We start from the raw sequence: 20,112 nt of genomic DNA, 5'->3' as shown, positions 1-20,112 counted from the left end.
ACTGGTTCCTCCGGAAACAGATGACGGCTATCCTTCAATATAGTAACAGGTTTAATAACCATGAGAGACGTCACTTCAAGCCGACAGACATCAATCCCCCTCGATTTTAAATATAGAGCAGAAAAACAAAAAACGTACTCCAACCAGGAAAAATAGAATGACACATTCCAGACCATTAAATATCGGACAAAACTTTGCCTTTATATACTCTGCAATTCAGAAAATTTCCGCAATTACATTATCCATACTTGGGTTTTTCGTAATATGCACGACCATATTTTGTATATATTATTTTGGATCGCCTCTTTTGATTGCTGATCAATGGGATAATCTATTTTATATAGGCTTCCTGCACGGAGACGTTCCATTCTTGGATCTGTTCAATCAACACAATGAACATCGAATATTTTTCCCGCGTCTCGTTTTTTTACTTGATGCCGCTTTAGATAGTGAAAAAAATCTCATTAACTTTACGTTCAACATATTAATCCAACTGGGGATAATATGGATATTGTTTATATTTTATCGACACCTCATGAAAAATCGCCTCTGGCTTACAGCGATGCTGGGCTTATCAGCCATTTTATTATTTTCTCTAGACCAAAGAGAGAATTTCCTGTGGGGCTTTCAAGTTCAGTTCCTCGGGGTTACGGCCGCCGCGATGGCAGCATTTATGTTTTATAGCATGGCCTCCCTGCGGCGGATTGGCAGCGCACCGGCCGTCATGTTGAATATCCTTGCCTTTAGTATGGCGGTCATTGCGTGTTTCAGCATGGCTAACGGCATTCTGGGGGCTGCATTGCTGCTTCCACTTTCGATAATACAACGGCGGCGCTGGTATGAAACTCTGATCGCTACATTCTGCTTTGCGGTTCTAGCTTTTTTGTATTTCCACAATTTTCATCCAATTAGTTATCATACCCCCTACAGCTACTCACTAAAACATCCTTTAAAATATATTGAATATTTATCTGAATACATCGGGAATATAACAGAATCCATAAATATCCACCCCTCTAAAATTCAAAACAAACATATCCTGCCCATCTCTGTGGGCATGATTGGGATATGCCTGAGCGTGGGCATGACCTATCACTGCCTCAGGTGGTTTTACGGAAATCCATGGCGCACCGCCTTGCTTGCTTCGGTGTGGTTTATCGTTGGAACGGCAGCCCTAACCACCATGGGACGAATGCTGTTCGGATTAGAGCAGGCAGCCTCCGGACGCTATCTCTCGCCAACATCTGCCTTCTGGTGCTGCCAAATATGCTACTGGAGCACATTATATCGGATGAATGGCCATGCTAGGTTCGCCAATCGCATCGCACTGATTATAGGACTGCCCCTTCTAGCCATCCTGCTCGCAGCAGCGCTTATCGGACATGTGCGAGGATGGCAAGAAAGCCGCACGAAGTTCGGAGACTATGATCTGGCCGAAGATGCTTTACTGAGTGATGTGAACACCCCTGAAGCCCTCCAATTTATTTATCCCTTCCCAAAACAGATTACGGAACGGGCTTTTCATCTCCGGCAGGCTCACCTCAACATATTCGCTGATGCAACAAACAGGCTTTTAGGCAAGTCACTTCCTGACGCACTCCCTCTCGCGCCTGCCTCGACTTGCACTGGTCATATAGACAGTATCCAAAAAGCATCCACAACGTTGCCAGATAACAACCTTGCCGTAGAAGGTTGGGCATGGGATAATGACGCTCGTCGTTCTCCCCGTCGCTTGTTCCTGACGGACGCGGACAATAAGGTCATTGGCTACGCTTCCGGCAACCGCTTCCGGCCGGACGTTCCCGAGGTCATTCACTTCAACGCCCGAACCAATACTGGATGGGCTGGTTATGTGCACGCCACTCTTGGACAACAAATCAAGGCATATGCATTATTAAAGAATGGTCACGTATGTCCTCTGAATCCTTCGTGACGTTGATTTAACTCATGGACTTCCACAGATTGAGTCCAAGAATATGTTATCTCAAGCTTATACAAAAATGAAAGTTATGGGAAAACATAAGGAATTAATATTCGGACGAATTCAAGTTCCGGATCGCAATTGTGGCGGTCCGGAACGCTGAGAACACAATCCAGACCTTGTACAATAAAATATCTCTGGCGCCTTCAGCCAACACAACTAAATGGTCAACAATAACCGCTCGGCAGAACAAATTCAGGAGAGTTTCCAATTATTTTTTGGTGACCTGGAATAACATAATTTCCTTCAATACTTCTCTATCGTTCTTGCAATATCCTGTGACATCCTTCGCCCAGAAGGATGTCGCGCTCCTACGACCTCGAACGCAGCCTTCCCTACAAATAATAAGCTTTTAGAAGGGGCTCAATTAGAAGATAGCTAGCAAGCTCTTTTACAAAACATACTACTAACATTTCCCCCTACGTCTCAAACCCCTCAGTTCGATTTCAGGGCGATCATGGGTTGGAGAAGGTCCTTGATCACCACGTAATGCGGGGGCAGGAGGGCGGCCAGTCCATAGAGCACAACGCTTGCCCCCAGGACCGAGGCATAAAGCAGGCTCGCGCGCAGGCCGCTGATGCCAAGCCCCGTGCGGGCTATGAACCATTGCAGCCACATTTCGTACGCCGCGGCCACGAAAACCAGGGCGGCCATGAAACCTGGCTGGCTGACCAGGACCGGAAACAGCAGCGAGGCCAGGATGGTACCGGCCAGGGACACCAGCACCACCACCCAGTTGCACCACGTTGCCGCGGTGATATAGCGCAGCCAGAGTGTCTCGCGCCCCCAGCGCTGCGCGTAGGCATGCGACACCACGGCGGGTATGAACAGCACGCACAGGGACAGCAGCAGCTTGGTCAGTTCCATGATCTTGTCGGGTTGCAAAAAGACCTGGATCGCGCCCACCAGCAGGAACGCAAGCTGGGGTGCCAGGGACGCGCCGAACGCATCCACCGTGCCTTCAAAACAGGCCAGGCCTTCGCGCCTGCCACTGGCCAGCAGCAGCATGCCCTGAAGAATGCGCTTGATGGCCGCCGGCCTGTCCGTATCGGGAATCACATCCCCACCCCTTTTAAAAAGGTTTCGTAAATTTCTGCCAGCTTGAGCAGATCCGCGACGGCGGTATGTTCATCCACCTTGTGAATGCTGGCCCCCACCAGACCGAATTCCGACACAGGGCAATAGCGCGCGATAAAGCGGGCATCCGACGTGCCGCCCCCTGTATCCAGTGCCGGGACCAGCCCTGTCACCTGCGTTATGGCGTTGACCAGTTGCTCGGTCTCGGGCCCGGGCTGGGTCAGGAAGGATTCGCCACTGATCCGCACATCCACCTTCGAACGGGGCGCCAGGCTGCGGCATGTCGTTTCCAGCCAACCCTTCAGGGCCGCGCCCGTATGCAGGTCGTTGAAGCGGATGTTCAGTCGCGCCTGCGCACGCGCGGGAATGACATTGGTCGCCATATTGCCCACGTCAAGACTGGTGACCTGCAAGCTTGAAGGTTCGAAATACGTCGTGCCATGGTCGAGCGGTGTCGCGCGCAGGGCGGCAAGCACATCCAGCAGCCGGTGTACGGGATTGTCTGCCCGATGCGGATAGGCGGCGTGGCCCTGCGTACCTTCCACGACGATATGGGCATTCAGGCTGCCCCGCCGCCCGATCTTGAGCATTTCGCCCAATGTCGCGGGGTTTGTGGGCTCACCCACCAGGCAATAGGTGGGAATCTGCCCGTTCTGTTCCATCCATTCCAGCACCTTGCAGGTGCCGTAGGTGGCTGGTCCTTCCTCATCCCCCGTTATCAGAAAACTGATGCTGCCCCGGGGCGCGCCTTTTGCGACAAGCCGGGCGACCGCCGCCACAAAGGCCGCGATGCCGCCTTTCATGTCGCACGCACCACGCCCGTAAAGCAGGCCGTCCACGACCTCACCCGCGTAAGGGGGTACGCGCCAGTCGGCCTCGTTCCCCGGCGGCACCACATCGGTATGGCCCGCGTAGCAGATATGGGGTCCGGCAGTACCCAGCCGGGCGAACAGGTTGGGTGTGCGGCCCTCACCCTCACCGAACGGCAGGGAAGTCACGGCAAACCCGAGTCGTTCCAGCATGGCCGCCAGAACCTGCTGCGCCCCGCCCGGGTCGGGTGTTACCGAAGGCTGACGGATAAGCGCCTGCGCCACGGCAAGCGGGTCACCCAGATCAGCCGGAAGATCAGCCGGGCTGGCCTGGGCGTCTCCCCCGAAGGGCTGGCCGCCGCCCGTGGGAAGGGCGGGAGTTTTCAGGGCCGTCTCCGTCATGGCGCAGCCTTTTACACCGCGCTCAGTCGCGCAGCAGTTCGTTGATGGAGGTCTTTGAACGCGTGCGCTCATCCACCCGCTTCACGATCACCGCACAGGCCAGGGCGGGGTTGGGGCGGCCATCCGCACCGACGGGGTTGGAAGAGGGCATGGTGCCGGGCACCACCACGGAATAGGCGGGAACGCGGCCCATATAGATCTCCCCCGTCGCGCGGTCGACGATCTTGGTGGACGCACCCAGGAAAACACCCATGGACAGCACGGAGCCACGTTCGACAATAACACCTTCGGCCACTTCGGAACGCGCGCCGATAAAGCAGTTATCCTCGATGATAACGGGGGCGGCCTGCAAGGGCTCCAGCACCCCGCCAATACCCGCACCGCCACTGATATGGCAGTTCCGGCCGATCTGTGCGCAACTGCCGATGGTGGCCCAGGTATCCACCATGGTGCCACTGGCCACATGCGCACCGACATTGACGAAACTGGGCATCAGCACCGCGCCGGGGGCGATATAGGCGGAGCGGCGCACGACGGCACCGGGCACCACGCGAAAACCCGCCGCATCGAACCGCGCCTGGTCCCAGCCCGCGAACTTCAGCGGCACCTTGTCATAGGCCGGGGCCCCCGCAGCACCTGCGGGCATGACAACACTGTCGTTGAGGCGGAAGGACAGCAGCACCGCCTTCTTGAGCCATTCATGCACCACCCAGCCGTCTTCCTGCGGGGCTGCCACGCGCAGGCGGCCGGAATCCAGCGCCTCCAGCGCCGTTTCAATGGCAAGGCGGTCCGCACCGGTGGTCGCGGAAGAGATACGGTCGCGGCCCTCCCACAGGGATTCGATCTGGGCGCGAAGAGTTTGGTCAGTCATGGATCACCGTTAGAGAAAATAAACATAACGCCAGAGCCCGGCATATGGCCTGGCAGCCGATCATGAAGGGACCATGCGGACAGGAGCCTGCCCTGTCAACGCATTGTCCCCCGTGTATGGTCCCCGCCCGCATGGGCGGGCCGAGAGGGAGGGCACGACGATGCCTGCCCCACAAACCGCCCCGATCCCGGTTTTACCCGCGTCGCCCGATCCTTCGCCTTACAGCGGTCAGCGCCTGCGCCGGGAATGGCCGCACGCCGGGGGCGGGGCTGTCCTGCATCAATCCGCGCGGATCAGCGTGCCCGAGCCGGATGTGGTGAACAGTTCCAGCAGGCAGGCATGCGGAATGCGCCCGTCGATAATGACAGCCGCATGCGCCCCACCCTGCACCGCTTCGATGCAGGTTTCCACCTTGGGGATCATACCCCCCGTAATCACGCCATCGGCAATGGCCTGGCGGGCCTGGGTCGCACTCAGTTCGGGGATCAGTTCGCCCTTGGCGTCCAGCACGCCTGCAACATCGGTCAGCATCAGCAGGCGCGTGGCATGCACCGCCCCTGCCACGGCACCGGCTGCGGTATCGGCATTGATATTATAGGTCGCGCCGTCTTCCCCCAGGCCCACGGGGGCGATCACCGGGATCAGCCCCGAACCGGAGAGCGCATAGATCACGCGCGGGTCGACCTTGGTGGGTTCGCCCACAAAGCCCAGGTCCAGCACCCGTTCGATCTGGCTGTCGGTATCGCGCACGGTGCGCTTGAGCTTGCGGGCGGTAATCATCTTGCCGTCCTTGCCCGAAATACCCACAGCCAGGGCCCCGGCCTGGCTTATCAGTTCCGCCACTTCCTTGTTGACCGAACCGGCCAGAACCATCTCGATCACGTCCACCATATTGGCGTCGGTCACGCGCAGGCCGTCGACAAAGGTGGAGGGAATATCGAGCCGCTTGAGCATCTGGTTGATCTGCGGGCCGCCGCCATGCACCACCACGGGGTTGATCCCCACCAGCTTGAGCAGGGCGATATCACGCCCGAAGGTCTTGGCCAGATCGGCATTGCCCATGGCGTGTCCGCCATACTTCACCACAATGGTGTCACCCGCGTAACGGCGCAGATACGGCAGGGCCCCCGCCAGCACCGCCGCTTCCTGCGCCGCGTCGAGGTGAAGGCCCGAAGGGGGCAGCCTTGGATCAGTCATGCTCGGAAAATCCTGTTTATCGTCTGTCGGTCACTCTGCCTTGGGCAGGGCAAATTCGGCAAGTTCGGCACGCAGGGCCTCGATCCCTTCCCCGGTCTGGCTGCTGGTCACGGACAGGAAAGGAAGCGCCGCGGGGTGGCTGCGGATTTCCGCCTCCATTTCCGCCCGCTTGGCGGCCAGTTGGGCGGGCTTGACGGTATCGCACTTGGTCAGCACCACCTGGAAGCTGACTGCGGCACGGTCGAGCAGGCTCATCACCTCGCGGTCATGGGACTTGATTTCGATCCGGGCATCGCACAGCACCACCACCCGGCGCAGCACCGGGCGGCCGCGCAGGTAATCGAACATCATGTCCTGCCAGTCTTCCTTGACCGACTTGGCGGCACGGGCATAGCCGTAGCCCGGCATGTCCACCAGCATGAGCCGGTGGGCGAGATCGAAGAAATTGAGCTGCTTGGTGCGCCCCGGCTCGGACGATGCCCGGGCCAGTGTCTTGCGCCCGGTCAGCGCGTTGACCAGGCTGGACTTGCCCACATTCGAACGCCCGGCAAAGGCGATTTCTGGCAGGGTCTGCGGCGGAAGCTGGCCGAGCTTCTGCGCGCCGAAAATAAAGTCGCACGGGCCGGCGAAAAGCCGCCGCCCTTCCTCAAGGGCGGCGGCAATGTCGGCTTCGTCCTTCAGTTCCCTGAAGGAAGGGGCAAGCCCGCTCATTTTTTGCTGACCAGTTGCGGCTTGGCATCCGCCGCCTTGAGCCGGCCGATGATCAGTACCTGCTGGATGGCGGTCAGGATATTGCTCCAGCAGTAATAGATCACAAGCCCGACCGGCTGGCGCGCCATGAAGAAGGTGAACAGAAGCGGGATGAACGCCATCATCTTCTGCTGCGCGGGGTCCATGTTGCTCGAACTCGCGCTGACCTTCTGCATCAGGAACAGGGTCGCGCCGTAAATGATCGGCCAGGCCCCCAGTGCGAGATAGGGCATGATCTGCGCGGGGTCGAAGGGGATCAGCCCGAACAGGTTGAACAGGTTGGTCGGATCGGGGGCCGAAAGGTCACGCACCCAGCCCACGAACGGGGCATGGCGCATCTCGATGGTGACGTACAGATCCTTGTACAGGCACCAGAACACGGGGGCCTGGATCAGCAGGGGCAGGAAGCCGCCGAACATGCTGACATTCTCGGCCCGGTACAGCGCCATGATATGCTGCTGCATGACCATGGGATCGTCCTTGTGGCGCGCGCGGATCACGTCCACCTGGGGCTTCAGCCGTGTCATCTTCCAGGTCATGCGCATCTGCTTGATGGTCAGCGGCAGGAACACCAGCTTGACGATAACCGTAAACGTCAGCAGGGCCAGGCCGAAGCTGCCCAGCTTTTCGTTCAGCAGGTCCAGCACGAAAAAGACCGGGCGCGTCAGGAAGGACAGCCACCCGAAATCCACCGCTTTCCAGAACATCGGCACATGCAGGGACTGTTCATACTGATCGAGCAGGCGGACTTCCTTGGCCCCGGCAAAAACATGCGCTTGGGTGGACGCGCTCTGCCCGGGGGCGACCTGCATGGGGGCGGCATTGGTAAAGCCGACCTGGTACACGCCCTGGGCGGCCTGCCAGTCATAGGTGGCCACGACATTGCTCGCCTGGTCGGGCAGCACGGCCATCAGCCAGTATTTGTCCGTAATGCCGGCCCAGCCGCCCACGCCCTGATGGCTCCAGGACACGTTTTCGGGCGGAACACCGCTGGTGCGCACGGATTTGTAGGACCCTTCGTTCAGCCGTCCGTCCACCACCGAGATCGGGCCTTCATGCACCAGCATGCCGCCCGTCTCCTCTGGCGTGTAGCCACGGTTGACACGATAGAACGGATAGAGTGTCACCGCCTGCGCCGTTGCGTTGTGCACCTGCTGGGTCAGGGTGAACATGTAGTTGGCGTCCACGGCCAGACGCACTTCAAAAGTCAGGCCCTGCCCGTTATCCCAGGTCAGGGTTACGGGGTGTTCGGCATCCAGAACATTGCCCGAGGCCGTCCACAATGTCTGGCTGTCGGGGAGCTTGACAGATGTATCCCCACTGGCTGCGCGCCAACCGAAATCGACATAATCCGCCCGGGCCGTGGTCATGGGGCTGAGCACGCGCACATCGGGGCTGTCGGGCTTGACGGTCTCGCGGTACTGCTTGAGCACCAGATCGTCCAGCCGGGCGCCACGCAGGTTCAGCGTGCCCTGTACAGCAGGCGCGTTGATGCTCAGCCGCACGGGCGTATTATCGGGCACAGCCGGCTGCGCGGGGGGCGCGGCAGGCGACGAAGCGGTCTGGGGAGATGCAGCGGGGGTCGCAGGGCCTGCCACCTGGGTGGCGGCCTGCTGCGCAGGCTGCTGGGCCTGGGGGTAGAAATAATCGAACCCGATCAGCACCAGTGCCGAAAGGATGGTGGCCAGTATCAGACGTCTTGTATCCATAAGCCCTGACCTGTCGGCCCCCTGCATCTTGGAAAATAAAGCACTCGACTGCGGCACCAGCCGCAGATCAGGCCAGAGGATGCGCGATGGCGGATCACCCCTGGGGTAAACATTTTTTCCGGGCGCGCGACGGGCTGGAACGTGGTCCGGGCCTGCCCTAGACGGCGGCGCCGGGTGGAGCGGTATTGGCCGGGCCGTCTTTCCCGCACAGCTTCAGCGCCTTGCGAAAATCGGCCACCAGGGCGTCGAACGGGCGTGTTCTGGTACCCGCGCGGCCTATCAGCACAAGATCCAGGCCGTTCAACGGCGTATCGGCTTCCACACTCCGCACCACTTCGCGCAACCTGCGCCGCACCCGGTTCCGCACCACGGAATTGCCGACCTTCTTGGTCACCGTGAAACCGACCCGTGCCGCGTTCGCATCCTGCCTGCGGACAAGCTGCAGAACAAGCCCGGGCACCGGTGCCTTGCGCCCCCTAGAGGCCATGAAGAGAAAATCCTTCCTCTTCTTCAGCCGCAGGGATCGTTCGGTCACACGCTCTGGGGCCACCTGTTCGGGGCCGCAAGGCGTTTCAGCCAAAACCGGACGACCTGACCGCCTCAGGCGGAAAGACGCTTGCGGCCCTTGGAACGACGGTTGCCGATAACGCGGCGCCCCCCGACAGTGGCCATACGGCTGCGGAAGCCGTGACGACGCTTGCGGACCAGCCGAGACGGTTGATAAGTGCGCTTCATGGCAGCACTCCCTTCTGTTTGAATATGCTTCGCCAGTGGCTGCATACGCGCCACTCTCTTGAAGAGGCGGCTTATAGAGTTCAGAACAGGGAACGTCAATGGATGGCGCAGAGTCGCAGCACCGTCCGGACGCAACTCTCACCCGGATGCTTTCTGCCATGCCCCCTGCCCCCACACCGCTTCGCACTGGCCTGACCGTTTTCTGCCCGCCTGTCCTGGGTGCGCTGCTGGCAGGCGCGATGGGGCTGGGCTTTCCGGCCATGGTGCTGCCCGTGATCGCGGGAACCGCCATCAGCGCCTGGGTGGCAATGCGGTCCCAGCCGGGGGAGACACCTGCACGCCCCACCCAGGCGGCACCTGCCGTGCCTACCCCACCCTTCGCCGATCCGGACCCGAAACTGCGCCATGACCTGCGCGGCCTGATGTCACCCGCCATGCTGGCGGCGGAGCAGCTTTCGCTCAACCCCGATCCGCAGATCCAGAAAGCCGCCGACACCATCAATGCCTCGCTCGACAGGCTGACAGCCCGCCTCAGGCAGAAACCACCCGTAAGCTGACGGCCGGCTGCCTGTGCCTGACGGATCGCATGCGGGTGATACCAGCATGGCCCGTTGCCTTCGTACGAAAGCCTGCATCCTGCGCGGGATGGGGGCAGCCTGCAGTCGGTGCCAAGGGCCGCGCCAGATGCCGCCGTTGCGTAACGCGGGCTTAGTCGGGGCGTTCGATCAGTTCGATCTTGTAGCCATCGGGGTCTTCGACAAAGGCGATGACCGTCGTGCCGAACTGTACGGGCCCTGCCTCACGCGTGACCTTGCCGCCCCCTTTGCGCACCCGTTCCACGGCAGCGGCGACATCCGGCACGCCCACGGCCAGATGCCCGAAGCCGGTGCCGATATCGTAACCATCGTCCTGGCCCCAGTTATAGGTCAGTTCCACTTCGGCCTGGCCCGCGTCATTATCGGCAAAGCCGATGAACACCAGCGTGTAACGCCCCGCCGGCACATCGCGGCGGCGCAGTTCATGCATGCCCAGCAGGCTGTAAAAGGCCAGGCTCTGCTCCAGATTCTTCACGCGCAGCATGGTGTGCAGAAAACTTGGCATAGTCTTTTTCCTTCCTGATCGGGTTAACGATTGCGCGCCAGGCGGCTAGCGAACACCCGCTGCCCTGTCGCCCCCAAGGAGATCCCCCGGACTGTCGGGCACGATGGCCGCCAGAAACACACCCAGCCTGTCTGCCGCCTCCACGCAGGCCTTGCGATCCGTCAGCAGCGTATTGCCTGCCTCGAACGCAATGCCCCGCAGCCCGGCTGCATGGGCGTTCACCACGGTGGCGGGGCCTATGGTGGGCATGTCGGCCCGTCTTTCCTGCCCGGGCTTGAGCAGCTTGACCAGAACCCCCCCCGCGCCGGGCTGGCGGCATTCCCCGGCACGGGCCAGCATGCGGTCTGTTCCCTCCATGGCTTCGACCGCCAGCACCACGCCGTTCTGGACCACGCAGCCCTGCCCGATATCCAGCGCCCCCAGGGCCTGCACCACTTCGACCCCGCGGCTTATGTCGTGCATGGCCTGCGGGTCTGGCGCCATGCGCCCCAGCACGCCCGGCCGGGCCACCGCCTGGTCCAGGAATTCATGCGCGCCGCGTACCTGAAACCCCTCATCCCCCAGGATACGCACAACCGCGCCCAGCAGCCCGTCATCCCCCGCGAACAGCGCGCGGCCCAGCCGGGCCAGAATACGCGCGCCTTCGGCATCCGGATACAGGCTGCGCATGGAAGGCCGCCGGATCGGGCCGATCAGGACAAGGTCGGTGCAGCCATGGGCACGCAGGAGGGCCAGCATGCGCCCCGCCGCCCCAAGACGCACGATTTCATGCGGCCACGGGGCAATGAGTTCGGGCTGGGCAAAGCCTTCGAACCCGATAATGAAAACCGGCCGACCTGTCGCGGCTACGGCCTGGGCAACCTGGGCGGGCAGCGGGCCGCCACCTGCCAGAATACCAACGCCTGCGGCGTTTTCGCTCACGCGCCTTCGGTATCCAGCCCTGAAGCATCCCCCCGGGCCGGACGGACAAGCCCGCGCCGACTGGGCGCATCGATAAAGGCCAGGATTTCCTGGATACGGGCATTATGGGCAAAACCCTGCCGCACGGCATCAAGACGAACCGCGAAGGGCGCGTCCCCGCCATTTTTGGGGTACAGGGTCAGGAAGGCACGGCGCATGTCGTGAATATCGTGGGACTGCACACCATTGCGGCGCAGCCAGATCCAGTGCAGGCCGATCAGCCGTGCGCGGTTGCCCAGGACGCTGCCATAGGGGATGACATCCGCCTCCACCCCGGCAACACCGCCAACCAGGGCCGCATGGCCGATCCGCACGAACTGGTGGATGGCCGCCGAACCCATGATGCGCGCATCGTCACCGATGCTGACATGCCCGCCCATGACGACATTATTGACGATAATGACCCGGTCACCCAGCACGCAGTCATGGGCGACATGGGCGTTGGCCATGATCAGCACATCCGAGCCGACACGGGTGACACCACTCCCGGTGGCCGTACCCCGATGGATGGTCACATGCTCGCGCACCACCGTGCGCGCGCCGATTTCGCAGCGTGTGGGCTCGCCCTTATATTTCAGGTCCTGCGGGGCCATGCCCACGGTGCAGAACGGAAAATAACGCGAACCGGCCCCCAGCCTTGTCTGCCCGTCGACCACGACATGGGAGATCAGTTCAACCCCGTCCTCGATCACGACATTGGGGCCGACCGAACACCAGGGGCCGATTTTCACCCCCACGCCAAGCCGCGCGCCAGAAGCAACAAGAGCAGTGGGATGAATAACCGTTGGCCGGGCTTCTTCTACAGCGTGCACCACCTCTGCTCCTTGCTCCACCAATTTCGCGCCGCATGCACAACAGGCCCGATCCGTCATGTGCCAACTGTCATAGAAAGCTGGCGGTTTAGAGGCAGATGCTGCCGTAACCCCAAGCCCGATCAGCCCATGATCATGGCGCTGAACGTGGCTTCGGCCACCACGACGCCATCGACCTTCGCTTCGCCCCGGAACTTCCATACGTTCGAACGGTGCCGTTCCTTGACGACATGAATACGCAGCTGATCACCCGGCTCTACCGGACGACGGAACTTCGCACCTTCGATCGTCATGAAATAGACCAGCTTGCCCTCGAACGCCTCGCCCAGCGTCAGCACGACCAGGGTCGCCGCCGTCTGGGCCATGGCTTCCACGATCAGCACACCCGGCATGACCGGCCGCCCCGGGAAATGCCCGGGAAAAAACGGTTCGTTGACCGAGACGTTCTTGACACCCGTGGCTTCTTTTCCAAGGGTGATGTCGTCCATCCGGTCGATCAGAAGAAACGGGTATCTGTGCGGAATCGCCTGCATGATACGGGTTACGTCAATCCGGTCGATCGTCTGAACGTCGCGCTGCGATTCTTGTTTCGTCTCCACGTCCCCTAAACCACCCCCTGCGGCGGAAGAAATCCGGCCTGTGTTCATACCTTGTCCGCGCCACCCTGGGGTGATCCGGACGCTTTTTTCGCCAGCTTGCGCAACACCGCGACGTTGCGGAAAAATTCCCGAAACGGCATGGCCGGGCTGCCGATCACGTCGGCGCCGCCTTCGATATCGGACATCACGCCGCATTGCGCGCCGATCCGCGCCTTCGCCCCAATGCGGATATGCCCGATCAGACCAGCCTGCGCTGCGATCGTCACATAGTCTTCCAGCACGGTGGAGCCGGAAATACCAGCCTGTGATACAACGATACAGCACCGCCCAAGCTGCGCATTATGGCCGATCTGCACCAGATTATCGAGCCGCGAACCCGCACCGATCAGCGTATCGTTCACCGACCCGCGATCAATGGTGCTGTTGGCCCCGATTTCCACGTCGTGTTCGATAACGACCCGGCCAAGCTGGGGAACCGTCTCGAAACCCTGCGGCCCCACGGCAAAGCCGAACCCGTCCTGCCCGATCCGGGCACCGGGCAGAATGCTCACCCGCTCGCCCAGCACCGCATGCGAAAGGGTCACATGGCTGCCTATACGGCAATCGCGCCCTAGTTGCACCCCCTCACCGATAACGGCGTGGGAACCCACGATGCAGCCAGCCCCGATCTCGGCCCTTGGCCCCACCACCACGAAGGGCCCGATCTCGGCCGAAGCGTCGATCCGGGCTGTGGGGTCTATGCAGGCCAGGGCATGCACGCCCGCCACCGCAGGCACTGCCGGATGGAACAGCCGCGCCACGCGCGACCACGCCAGATACGGGGCAGAGGTCACCAGTGCCGCACTATGGGCGGGCACCTTTCCCGCAAAGGCGGGGGCCACGATCACCAGCCCCGCCCCGGTCTGTTCAAGCAGGGGGGCGTAACGGCGATTATCCAGAAAGCTGACATCCGCAGGCCCCGCCCCCTGCAAGGGGGCAATGCCCGTATAACCGCCAGCGGGCATTGCCCCCGCGCGCGGGGGCGCCAGTTCGGCCCCTGCGGCTTCGGCCAATGCTGCCGCGTCAAACGGTCCGGCACGCTTGAAGAAACGAGGGTCCGCCGGGCCGGAAGTCTCCTTCCTGGATGTCATCCTTACTGATTTCCCGCCGCCGGATTGACAACCGGCGCAGGGCCGGTCGCCGGACCCTGCTGCGGGGCATCGGCCGTGGTGGGCATCTTGCCCGACTTGGCCAGTTCCTCGGGGTCTACATTGGCGTCGGGAATAAAGACCGAAGGCAGGATCTTGTTGAGCTGAACGGCGACTTCGTTGGTGATATCCTGACCATCGACATGCAGCGCGACCTGTTCGCTGTGCAGCACCAGGTTCATGCCATGCGCGGTCGAGACCTTCTGGATCACCTGCACCAGTTCGCGTTCGATCTGGTTCAGGGAGACCTGGGCCGCTTCCTGGATGATACGGTTGCGGTTACGGAAATCGCGCTGCGCCTTCATGACACGGGCCTGCAGGGCACGCTCACGCGCCTGGATCTGGTCAGAACCCATGGACTTGGCCTGCGATTGCAGGGTCTGCTGCTCGTCCCGCCAGGCGGCCTGTTCCTTTTGCAAGTCCTGGGCCAGGGCGTCACGGCGGCCACCAAGCACGCGTTCGATCTGGGCGGCGGCGGTGGACTGGCGCATGACGCCGCCCACACTGATCACGCCGATAATCGTGGTCGGGGGCGGCGCCTCCTTGGCGACGTCAGGGGCCGTGGGAATATTGGGCTGGGGCAGGACGGGCGGTGTCTGGTCGGCGGCTTCCTGGCTGTCGGCCGGGGCCGACGGCATGGCAACGGGGGCCGGCGCCGCATGCCGGCCGGCCTGGGCCGGGGCTGCGGGCTGCGCGGCCTTGGGCACGAACCAGCCGCCCCCGCTCTGGGCGTGGGCCGGAGAAACGACATTGACGGAAAGAGACAGACAAACCGCCCCAAGCAGGGCTGCTTTTGTGCATAAACGCATTATTACCTCAGAATTGCTGCCCGAAACCAAAGCGAAGAAGCTGTGTGCGGTCATTGTAGCTACGCATGATCGGCACGCCCAGATCGATATTGACCAGGCCGAACGGGCTTTTCCATGACACGCCCAGACCAGCACTCACACGTGGTTCCACCCTGTCACCGCTGATGGCCGTATAGCGGTCACCTGCCGTGGCTGGGTTGGTGTAAAGTGTTTTCACGCGCACGCCCGCGACGCTACCCGCATCGACGAAGGCGCGCCCGGCGATCCCCATATCGGCCAGGAAGGGGAGCGGAAAGTTAAGCTGGATGGAGGCGTTGTACATGAAACGCCCGCCCAGGAGATCTTCCGACGCCTTGCCGGTACGACTACCCACCGACCTGGGCCCCACGCCGCCATCAAGGAAGCCGCGCAGGTTGTTACCACCCAGGTAGAAGTTATCGATGATATCGTGGCGGCCATTGCCCCAGTCCGCCATGTAGCCAAGCCCGCCACGGAAGCTCAGCGTCCAGTCGTGGCTGTTGGTCAGGTCGTCGAGCGGGATGTAATAGCCCCCGCTCATCTTGCCGCGGACGTATTTTTCATCACCGCCCACACCCGCGAAATCACCCCCGATGGAGACATAATAGCCGCTATGGGGGGAGGAACGGTTGTCACGACGGTCGTACATCATGGTCGTGCTGATCTGCGACAGCAGCGACTTGGCCTGCTGGTCGAGCACGTACCACGACGATTCGCTCCAGGTATTGTCCAGCCAGCGGCGGATCAGGGAGTAGTTCCAGGACTGCGACAGGTAGCGGTTGTAGGAATACCCCATGCGCAGGGTGATACCGTAACGGCCTTCCGAGTAGTTCTGGTACGTCTGGTAGTTGTTCTCGACAAAGAAGATATCCGCACCCGCAACCAGGTTGCGGTCCATGAAGGACGGGTTGGTGATGGAGATATCGGCCTGCTGCTGCCACAGCGACAGCGTGCCCGAAATACCCGCATCCACACCCGTGCCCAGCAGATTGTGCTGCTTGAGCCCGACATTGCCGATCACGCCCACGTCGGTCGAATACCCGCCACCGAGCGAGAATTCACCGGTCGGCTTTTCCACCACGTTCACCGCCACGTTGGCGCGGTCAGGCGCGGAACCGGGCGAGTCCGCTATGTCCACGCTCTTGAAGAAGCCAAGGTCGTTGATCCCTTCCTTGGCGTATTTCTTGTAGCTTGGCGTATAGGGGTCGCCCTCGGCAAAGGGCAGTTGCCGCCGGATGACCTTGTCCTCGGTAATGGTGTTGCCGTTGATGTCGATGCGCTCGATATAGCGGCGCGGCCCTTCGCTGACATCGAACAGCAGGTTGACCGTGCCCTTTTCGGGGTTGCGCGCGATCGTCGGCCGCACCTGCGCGAAGGGATGCCCCTGCGACTGGAGGATTTCCTCCATGTCGGTCGCGTTGGTCTGGATGGCCTTGGCGTCGTACCACTGGTGCGAGAACAGCTCGATGTCCTTGCGCAGCGACTGTGCGGGCACATGCCGCAGGCTGGAACGGATATCGACCTTGGCAAGCCTGTAGCGGATACCTTCGTTGAGCGTGAAGGTCACGTAAAGCGACTTGCGGTCGGGCGAGAGTTCGCCTTTGACGTCCTTGATCTGGAAATCCACATAACCGTTGCGCAGGTAATAGCGGCGCAGCAATTCGCCGTCATATTTCAGGCGGTCGGGATTATATTCGTCGCTCGACCCCATGAAGCGGTACCACGCCGTCTCCTTGGAAGAGACGACCCCCGCCAGCGCGCCCTCGCTATAGGCCTTGTTGCCGACAAACGAGATTTTGCGAATCAGCGTCTGCGGCCCTTCGTTGATCTGGAACACCACATCCACGCGGTTATGGGCCAGGCGCACGATCTGTGGCGTTACCACAGCGGCGAAACGCGCCTTCTGGGCGTAGACTTCCAGGATACGCTGCCGGTCATCCCCCGTGGTTTCGGCCGAAAAGACGGCGCGCGGGCGGAGCGAGAGAACCTTGCGCAGGTCCTCGTCCTTGGCGGCGTGGTTGCCTTCGAACACGATACGGTTGACGATCGGGTTTTCCTGCAGGTGCACAAGCAGCGTGCCGCCTTCGCGCCGCAAGGTGATGTCGCGGAACAGGCCGGTGGCGTACAGCGTCTTGAGCGAACGGTCGAGATCGTCCTGGTTGAACGGATCCCCCGGGCGCACCACCATGTAGGACAGCACGGTGTTTGTCTCGATGCGTGTGTTCCCCGACACGCGGATATCTTCGATCACGCCATCTGCGTGCGAAGGCACCTGCGTGGCGGTCGAATATTGCCGTGCGGGTTCAGCACCCGGCTCGGCGGAAGAAACTGGTCTCTGTGCCTCCACGGACCGAACCGGGGCGGCGTGCGCCTTCCGTCCGTTGACCATGAAAAAAGGCAGCATGCAGACAGAAACGAACAGGGCCGAACGCTTACCCGTCAAGTCTGCCTCCCTCCATCGGGGTCGCTTTCAGCACGGAAGCCAATCCCCCGTCCCCTTCTCGCCCGCAAGGGACGTATCCGAAATTACCCTTGTCACGCAAGCTCTTCCCTTTCTGCCTTCGGCAACCCATCAACCAGCAAGCGATGCAACCCACCTGAACAGGCCAAAGCCCGACAGGTCGTTGAATGTCGAAAACAGGAACAGCCCGGCCAGAACCGCAAAACCAGCCTGGAAACTGATCTCCTGCACCCGCTTGGAAACCGGGCGTCCCCTTACTGCCTCTATGGCATAAAAAACCAGACGTCCACCATCAAGAAGCGGAACGGGAAAGAGATTGATAAGCCCCAGATTGACCGACAGCAACGCCATGAAGGAAAGCAGGCTGGCAAAACCATATTGCGCCACCTGTCCCGAAAGCTGCGCGATCTTGAGCGGCCCGCCCATCTCGCGCGCGGAATGCTGGCCGCTGATGATCTGCCACAGGCCATCAAGCGTCTGCACGGTGGTGTGCCACGTGGCCTTGGCCCCCGCCACGACCGCAGAACCCAGGGGCATTGGCTGCCCGCGCTCCACCGCGAACGTCACCCCCAGTTGCCCGTGCGAGGCTCCCCCCTTCGACTCCGTCACCGCGCCGATGGTAATGGGCAGTTCCATCTCCTGCCCGTGACGTGTCACACCCAGCGTCGTATGCGCCCCAGCCAGGGGGGTTACGGTGGCCAGAACGTCCTCAACACTTTTTATGTCACGCGTACCAATATGGTGAATGACATCGCCGGGCTGTACTCCGGCAACCGCTGCCGCACTACCCGGCAGGATGGCTGCGACCTCGTCACGCACACGGGGTTCGCCCGTGCTGGCGAACAGCACCGTAAAGAGCACGAAGGCGAGAATGAAGTTGAAGACGGGCCCCGCCAGAATGACCAGCGCGCGTGAACCCACGGGCTTGTCGTGGAATGTCCGGCCGGGAATCCAGGCGGCCTTCTGTTCCTCGGTCGCGTCATCGGGGTCTTCGAACCCGTGGGGGCGGACATAGCCCCCCAGCGGAATGGGGCAGATCCGCCATTCCGTGCCCGTGCGGTCGCGCCATTTGAACAGGGCCGGCCCGAAGCCGAGCGAAAACACCTCCACATGCACGCCACGCCACCGTGCGGCCAGGTAATGCCCCAGTTCGTGAAAGCTCACCAGAACACCCAGCACGAATGCAAAGGCCAGCGCTGTGCGCAGATAGTCGTGTATCATCGTCCCTCCGCCCCTAGCCGGGCCGTTGCACCGATATCGTCATCCGCCGGCTGGCGCTGCGTTCTCATGCGCGCAGCACAAGGTGGCCGACGCCGGGCCCATGGTGCCGCACGGCACCCGCCCGCGCCACCCCGGCACGGCTTTGCCGTTGCGACCGGTTGGGTGTGTATATCGGGTTGTGGGCAGCCGATCTCAAGCCACGCAGGCCGGAATGCGGCTGGCAGCCGCCCGCCGGGCCTGTGCATCCCAATGCAGCACCGCCTCCAGCGTATCGGCCGGGGGCGCGCCCAGCGCGTCCATGACCTCCTCCACCACCCGCGCGATGTCGAGAAAGCCGATCTGCTCGCGCAGGAACGCCTCGACCGCGACTTCATTGGCGGCGGACAGGATGGCTGGCACGGCGCGGCCAGCGCGCAGCGCCTGGCGCGCCAGGCGCAGGGCGGGAAAACGCACCTCGTCCGGGGTGGTGAATTCCAGCGTGCCGAACGCCGCCAGATCGAGGCGGGAGGACGTGGTGCCCATGCGCTTTGGCCAGGCCAGCGTATGGGCGATGGGAATGCGCATATCGGCCGAGCCCATCTGGGCGATCAGGCTGCCATCCGTATACTGGACCATGCCGTGCACGACGGATTGCGGATGCACCAGCACGCCAATGCGATCTTCCGTCAGGCCGAAAATGCGCGCGGCCTCGATGACTTCCAGCCCCTTGTTGAACATGGTGGCCGAATCAATGCTGATCTTGGCCCCCATGCTCCAGGTCGGGTGCTTGAGGGCCTGCGCCGGCGTGGCCGCGCGCATTTCCTCCAGCGTGGCCTTGCGGAACGGCCCGCCCGAAGCGGTAAGGATGATTTTCTCGACCTCGTCGGTCTGCCGGTCGGCCATGGCCTGGAAAACCGCGTTATGTTCGGAATCGACGGGCAGGAGCGTCGCCCCAGCCTCGCTCACCGCGCGCAGCATCACATCGCCCGCGCAGACCAGGGCCTCCTTGTTCGCCAGGGCGATCGAGCCGCCATTGCGCACCGCAGCCAGGGTTGGCTCCAGCCCCGCCGCCCCGGTAATGGCGGCCATGGTCCAGTCCACCGGAACCGCCGCCGCCTCGATCACCGCCTGGCGACCGCCCGCGACCTTGATGCCGCTGCCCGCCAGAAGCGCCTTCAGCTCGTCCACAGCGCTTTCATCCGCCAGGACGGCCAGTTCCGCCTTCAGGTTCAGGGCCTGTTCGGCCAGCCGGGCGGCGTTCTTGCCACCGACCAGTGCACGCACGCTGAACTGGTCGCGCGCCTGCTCGAGCAGATCCACTGTGGAGCAGCCGATGCTGCCGGTACTACCCAGAACGGTGACGGTTCTCATGCTCTACTTCCAAACTGCAAAAGGCGTGCGGCACCTTACCCGCGCTGCCGCGCGCCACCACGC

General features: G+C 61.7%; 19 protein-coding genes. 2 read left to right on the top strand and 17 right to left on the bottom strand.

Features of this window, described 5'->3' with window-relative positions:
- Positions 1 to 157: 157 nt before the first annotated feature.
- Entirely contained in the window at positions 158 to 1,933 is a 1,776-nt protein-coding gene (locus tag J2D77_RS00775) for a hypothetical protein (protein WP_207844155.1), read from the top strand.
- A 483-nt stretch (positions 1,934 to 2,416) separates the two neighbouring features.
- On the opposite strand, the gene J2D77_RS00770 is transcribed toward J2D77_RS00775, so the two are convergent.
- The 8 genes from J2D77_RS00770 to rpmH all read right to left on the bottom strand — a co-directional run bounded on the left by J2D77_RS00770 (position 2,417) and on the right by rpmH (position 9,531).
- The gene (locus J2D77_RS00770; protein WP_207844153.1) at positions 2,417 to 3,040 is read right to left on the bottom strand and encodes a hypothetical protein; all 624 of its coding nucleotides are present in this window, start codon (positions 3,038 to 3,040) and stop codon (positions 2,417 to 2,419) included.
- Complete coding sequence (gene dapE / locus J2D77_RS00765) at positions 3,037 to 4,269, bottom strand: succinyl-diaminopimelate desuccinylase (RefSeq protein WP_207844151.1); 1,233 nt, start codon at positions 4,267 to 4,269, stop codon at positions 3,037 to 3,039. The genes J2D77_RS00770 and dapE overlap by 4 nt, the downstream gene beginning before the upstream one ends.
- A gap of 22 nt (positions 4,270 to 4,291) precedes the next feature.
- Positions 4,292 to 5,140: a 2,3,4,5-tetrahydropyridine-2,6-dicarboxylate N-succinyltransferase gene (gene dapD / locus J2D77_RS00760; protein ID WP_207844149.1), complete on the bottom strand. Its 849-nt coding sequence runs from the start codon at positions 5,138 to 5,140 to the stop codon at positions 4,292 to 4,294.
- Positions 5,141 to 5,419: 279 nt separating this feature from the next.
- Complete coding sequence (gene argB / locus J2D77_RS00755) at positions 5,420 to 6,337, bottom strand: acetylglutamate kinase (RefSeq protein WP_207844147.1); 918 nt, start codon at positions 6,335 to 6,337, stop codon at positions 5,420 to 5,422.
- A gap of 30 nt (positions 6,338 to 6,367) precedes the next feature.
- Complete coding sequence (gene yihA / locus J2D77_RS00750; protein WP_207844145.1) at positions 6,368 to 7,048, bottom strand: ribosome biogenesis GTP-binding protein YihA/YsxC; 681 nt, start codon at positions 7,046 to 7,048, stop codon at positions 6,368 to 6,370.
- Positions 7,045 to 8,796 (bottom strand): membrane protein insertase YidC, encoded by a 1,752-nt coding sequence (yidC, locus tag J2D77_RS00745; protein ID WP_207844143.1) that lies wholly within the window; start codon positions 8,794 to 8,796, stop codon positions 7,045 to 7,047. Before yidC ends, yihA begins: the two co-directional genes overlap by 4 nt.
- 157 nt (positions 8,797 to 8,953) lie before the next feature.
- Entirely contained in the window at positions 8,954 to 9,331 is a 378-nt protein-coding gene (rnpA, locus tag J2D77_RS00740) for a ribonuclease P protein component (RefSeq protein ID WP_207844141.1), read from the bottom strand.
- A 65-nt stretch (positions 9,332 to 9,396) separates the two neighbouring features.
- Entirely contained in the window at positions 9,397 to 9,531 is a 135-nt protein-coding gene (rpmH, locus tag J2D77_RS00735; protein WP_207844138.1) for a 50S ribosomal protein L34, read from the bottom strand.
- A 158-nt stretch (positions 9,532 to 9,689) separates the two neighbouring features.
- Between rpmH and J2D77_RS00730 the strand changes: the two genes are divergently transcribed.
- Entirely contained in the window at positions 9,690 to 10,088 is a 399-nt protein-coding gene (locus J2D77_RS00730; protein WP_230975381.1) for a hypothetical protein, read from the top strand.
- 151 nt (positions 10,089 to 10,239) lie between these two features.
- On the opposite strand, the gene gloA is transcribed toward J2D77_RS00730, so the two are convergent.
- The 9 genes from gloA to dxr form a co-directional block, all read right to left on the bottom strand.
- Complete coding sequence (gloA, locus tag J2D77_RS00725) at positions 10,240 to 10,632, bottom strand: lactoylglutathione lyase (protein ID WP_207844136.1); 393 nt, start codon at positions 10,630 to 10,632, stop codon at positions 10,240 to 10,242.
- Between the two features lie 45 nt (positions 10,633 to 10,677).
- Complete coding sequence (locus J2D77_RS00720) at positions 10,678 to 11,553, bottom strand: LpxI family protein (protein WP_207844133.1); 876 nt, start codon at positions 11,551 to 11,553, stop codon at positions 10,678 to 10,680.
- Positions 11,550 to 12,404, bottom strand: coding sequence for an acyl-ACP--UDP-N-acetylglucosamine O-acyltransferase (lpxA, locus tag J2D77_RS00715; RefSeq protein ID WP_207844961.1), 855 nt, complete (start codon positions 12,402 to 12,404; stop codon positions 11,550 to 11,552). The genes J2D77_RS00720 and lpxA overlap by 4 nt, the downstream gene beginning before the upstream one ends.
- 122 nt (positions 12,405 to 12,526) lie before the next feature.
- Positions 12,527 to 13,051 carry a 3-hydroxyacyl-ACP dehydratase FabZ gene (gene fabZ, locus J2D77_RS00710; RefSeq protein ID WP_207844131.1) on the bottom strand — a complete coding sequence of 175 codons (525 nt, stop codon included), beginning with the start codon at positions 13,049 to 13,051 and terminating at the stop codon, positions 12,527 to 12,529.
- Entirely contained in the window at positions 13,048 to 14,133 is a 1,086-nt protein-coding gene (lpxD, locus tag J2D77_RS00705) for a UDP-3-O-(3-hydroxymyristoyl)glucosamine N-acyltransferase (RefSeq protein WP_207844129.1), read from the bottom strand. The genes fabZ and lpxD overlap by 4 nt, the downstream gene beginning before the upstream one ends.
- A gap of 2 nt (positions 14,134 to 14,135) precedes the next feature.
- Entirely contained in the window at positions 14,136 to 15,002 is an 867-nt protein-coding gene (locus J2D77_RS00700) for an OmpH family outer membrane protein (RefSeq protein ID WP_207844960.1), read from the bottom strand.
- 4 nt (positions 15,003 to 15,006) lie between these two features.
- The gene (gene bamA / locus J2D77_RS00695; protein WP_207844127.1) at positions 15,007 to 17,460 is read right to left on the bottom strand and encodes an outer membrane protein assembly factor BamA; all 2,454 of its coding nucleotides are present in this window, start codon (positions 17,458 to 17,460) and stop codon (positions 15,007 to 15,009) included.
- Between the two features lie 129 nt (positions 17,461 to 17,589).
- The gene (gene rseP, locus J2D77_RS00690) at positions 17,590 to 18,699 is read right to left on the bottom strand and encodes an RIP metalloprotease RseP (RefSeq protein WP_207844125.1); all 1,110 of its coding nucleotides are present in this window, start codon (positions 18,697 to 18,699) and stop codon (positions 17,590 to 17,592) included.
- Between the two features lie 192 nt (positions 18,700 to 18,891).
- On the bottom strand, positions 18,892 to 20,049 hold the full coding sequence (dxr, locus tag J2D77_RS00685; RefSeq protein ID WP_207844122.1) for a 1-deoxy-D-xylulose-5-phosphate reductoisomerase: 1,158 nt from the start codon (positions 20,047 to 20,049) through the stop codon (positions 18,892 to 18,894).
- Positions 20,050 to 20,112 lie beyond the last annotated feature (63 nt).

Origin of the sequence: Acetobacter garciniae, assembly GCF_017377735.1 — a bacterium.
In the GTDB taxonomy this organism is placed as follows: domain Bacteria; phylum Pseudomonadota; class Alphaproteobacteria; order Acetobacterales; family Acetobacteraceae; genus Acetobacter; species Acetobacter garciniae.
This window is presented reverse-complemented; position numbering and strand designations above follow the sequence as displayed.

What these genes read in the sequence shown, in the direction of transcription:
- dxr (WP_207844122.1), bottom strand. Translation starts at nt 20,049, where the DNA reads ATGAGAACCGTCACCGTTCTGGGTAGTACCGGCAGCATCGGCTGCTCC.
- dapD (WP_207844149.1), bottom strand. Translation starts at nt 5,140, where the DNA reads ATGACTGACCAAACTCTTCGCGCCCAGATCGAATCCCTGTGGGAGGGC.
- dapE (WP_207844151.1), bottom strand. Translation starts at nt 4,269, where the DNA reads ATGACGGAGACGGCCCTGAAAACTCCCGCCCTTCCCACGGGCGGCGGC.
- yidC (WP_207844143.1), bottom strand. Translation starts at nt 8,796, where the DNA reads ATGGATACAAGACGTCTGATACTGGCCACCATCCTTTCGGCACTGGTG.
- yihA (WP_207844145.1), bottom strand. Translation starts at nt 7,048, where the DNA reads ATGAGCGGGCTTGCCCCTTCCTTCAGGGAACTGAAGGACGAAGCCGAC.
- fabZ (WP_207844131.1), bottom strand. Translation starts at nt 13,051, where the DNA reads ATGAACACAGGCCGGATTTCTTCCGCCGCAGGGGGTGGTTTAGGGGAC.
- argB (WP_207844147.1), bottom strand. Translation starts at nt 6,337, where the DNA reads ATGACTGATCCAAGGCTGCCCCCTTCGGGCCTTCACCTCGACGCGGCG.
- rseP (WP_207844125.1), bottom strand. Translation starts at nt 18,699, where the DNA reads ATGATACACGACTATCTGCGCACAGCGCTGGCCTTTGCATTCGTGCTG.
- rpmH (WP_207844138.1), bottom strand. Translation starts at nt 9,531, where the DNA reads ATGAAGCGCACTTATCAACCGTCTCGGCTGGTCCGCAAGCGTCGTCAC.
- J2D77_RS00775 (WP_207844155.1), top strand. Translation starts at nt 158, where the DNA reads ATGACACATTCCAGACCATTAAATATCGGACAAAACTTTGCCTTTATA.
- lpxD (WP_207844129.1), bottom strand. Translation starts at nt 14,133, where the DNA reads ATGACATCCAGGAAGGAGACTTCCGGCCCGGCGGACCCTCGTTTCTTC.
- gloA (WP_207844136.1), bottom strand. Translation starts at nt 10,632, where the DNA reads ATGCCAAGTTTTCTGCACACCATGCTGCGCGTGAAGAATCTGGAGCAG.
- J2D77_RS00730 (WP_230975381.1), top strand. Translation starts at nt 9,690, where the DNA reads ATGCCCCCTGCCCCCACACCGCTTCGCACTGGCCTGACCGTTTTCTGC.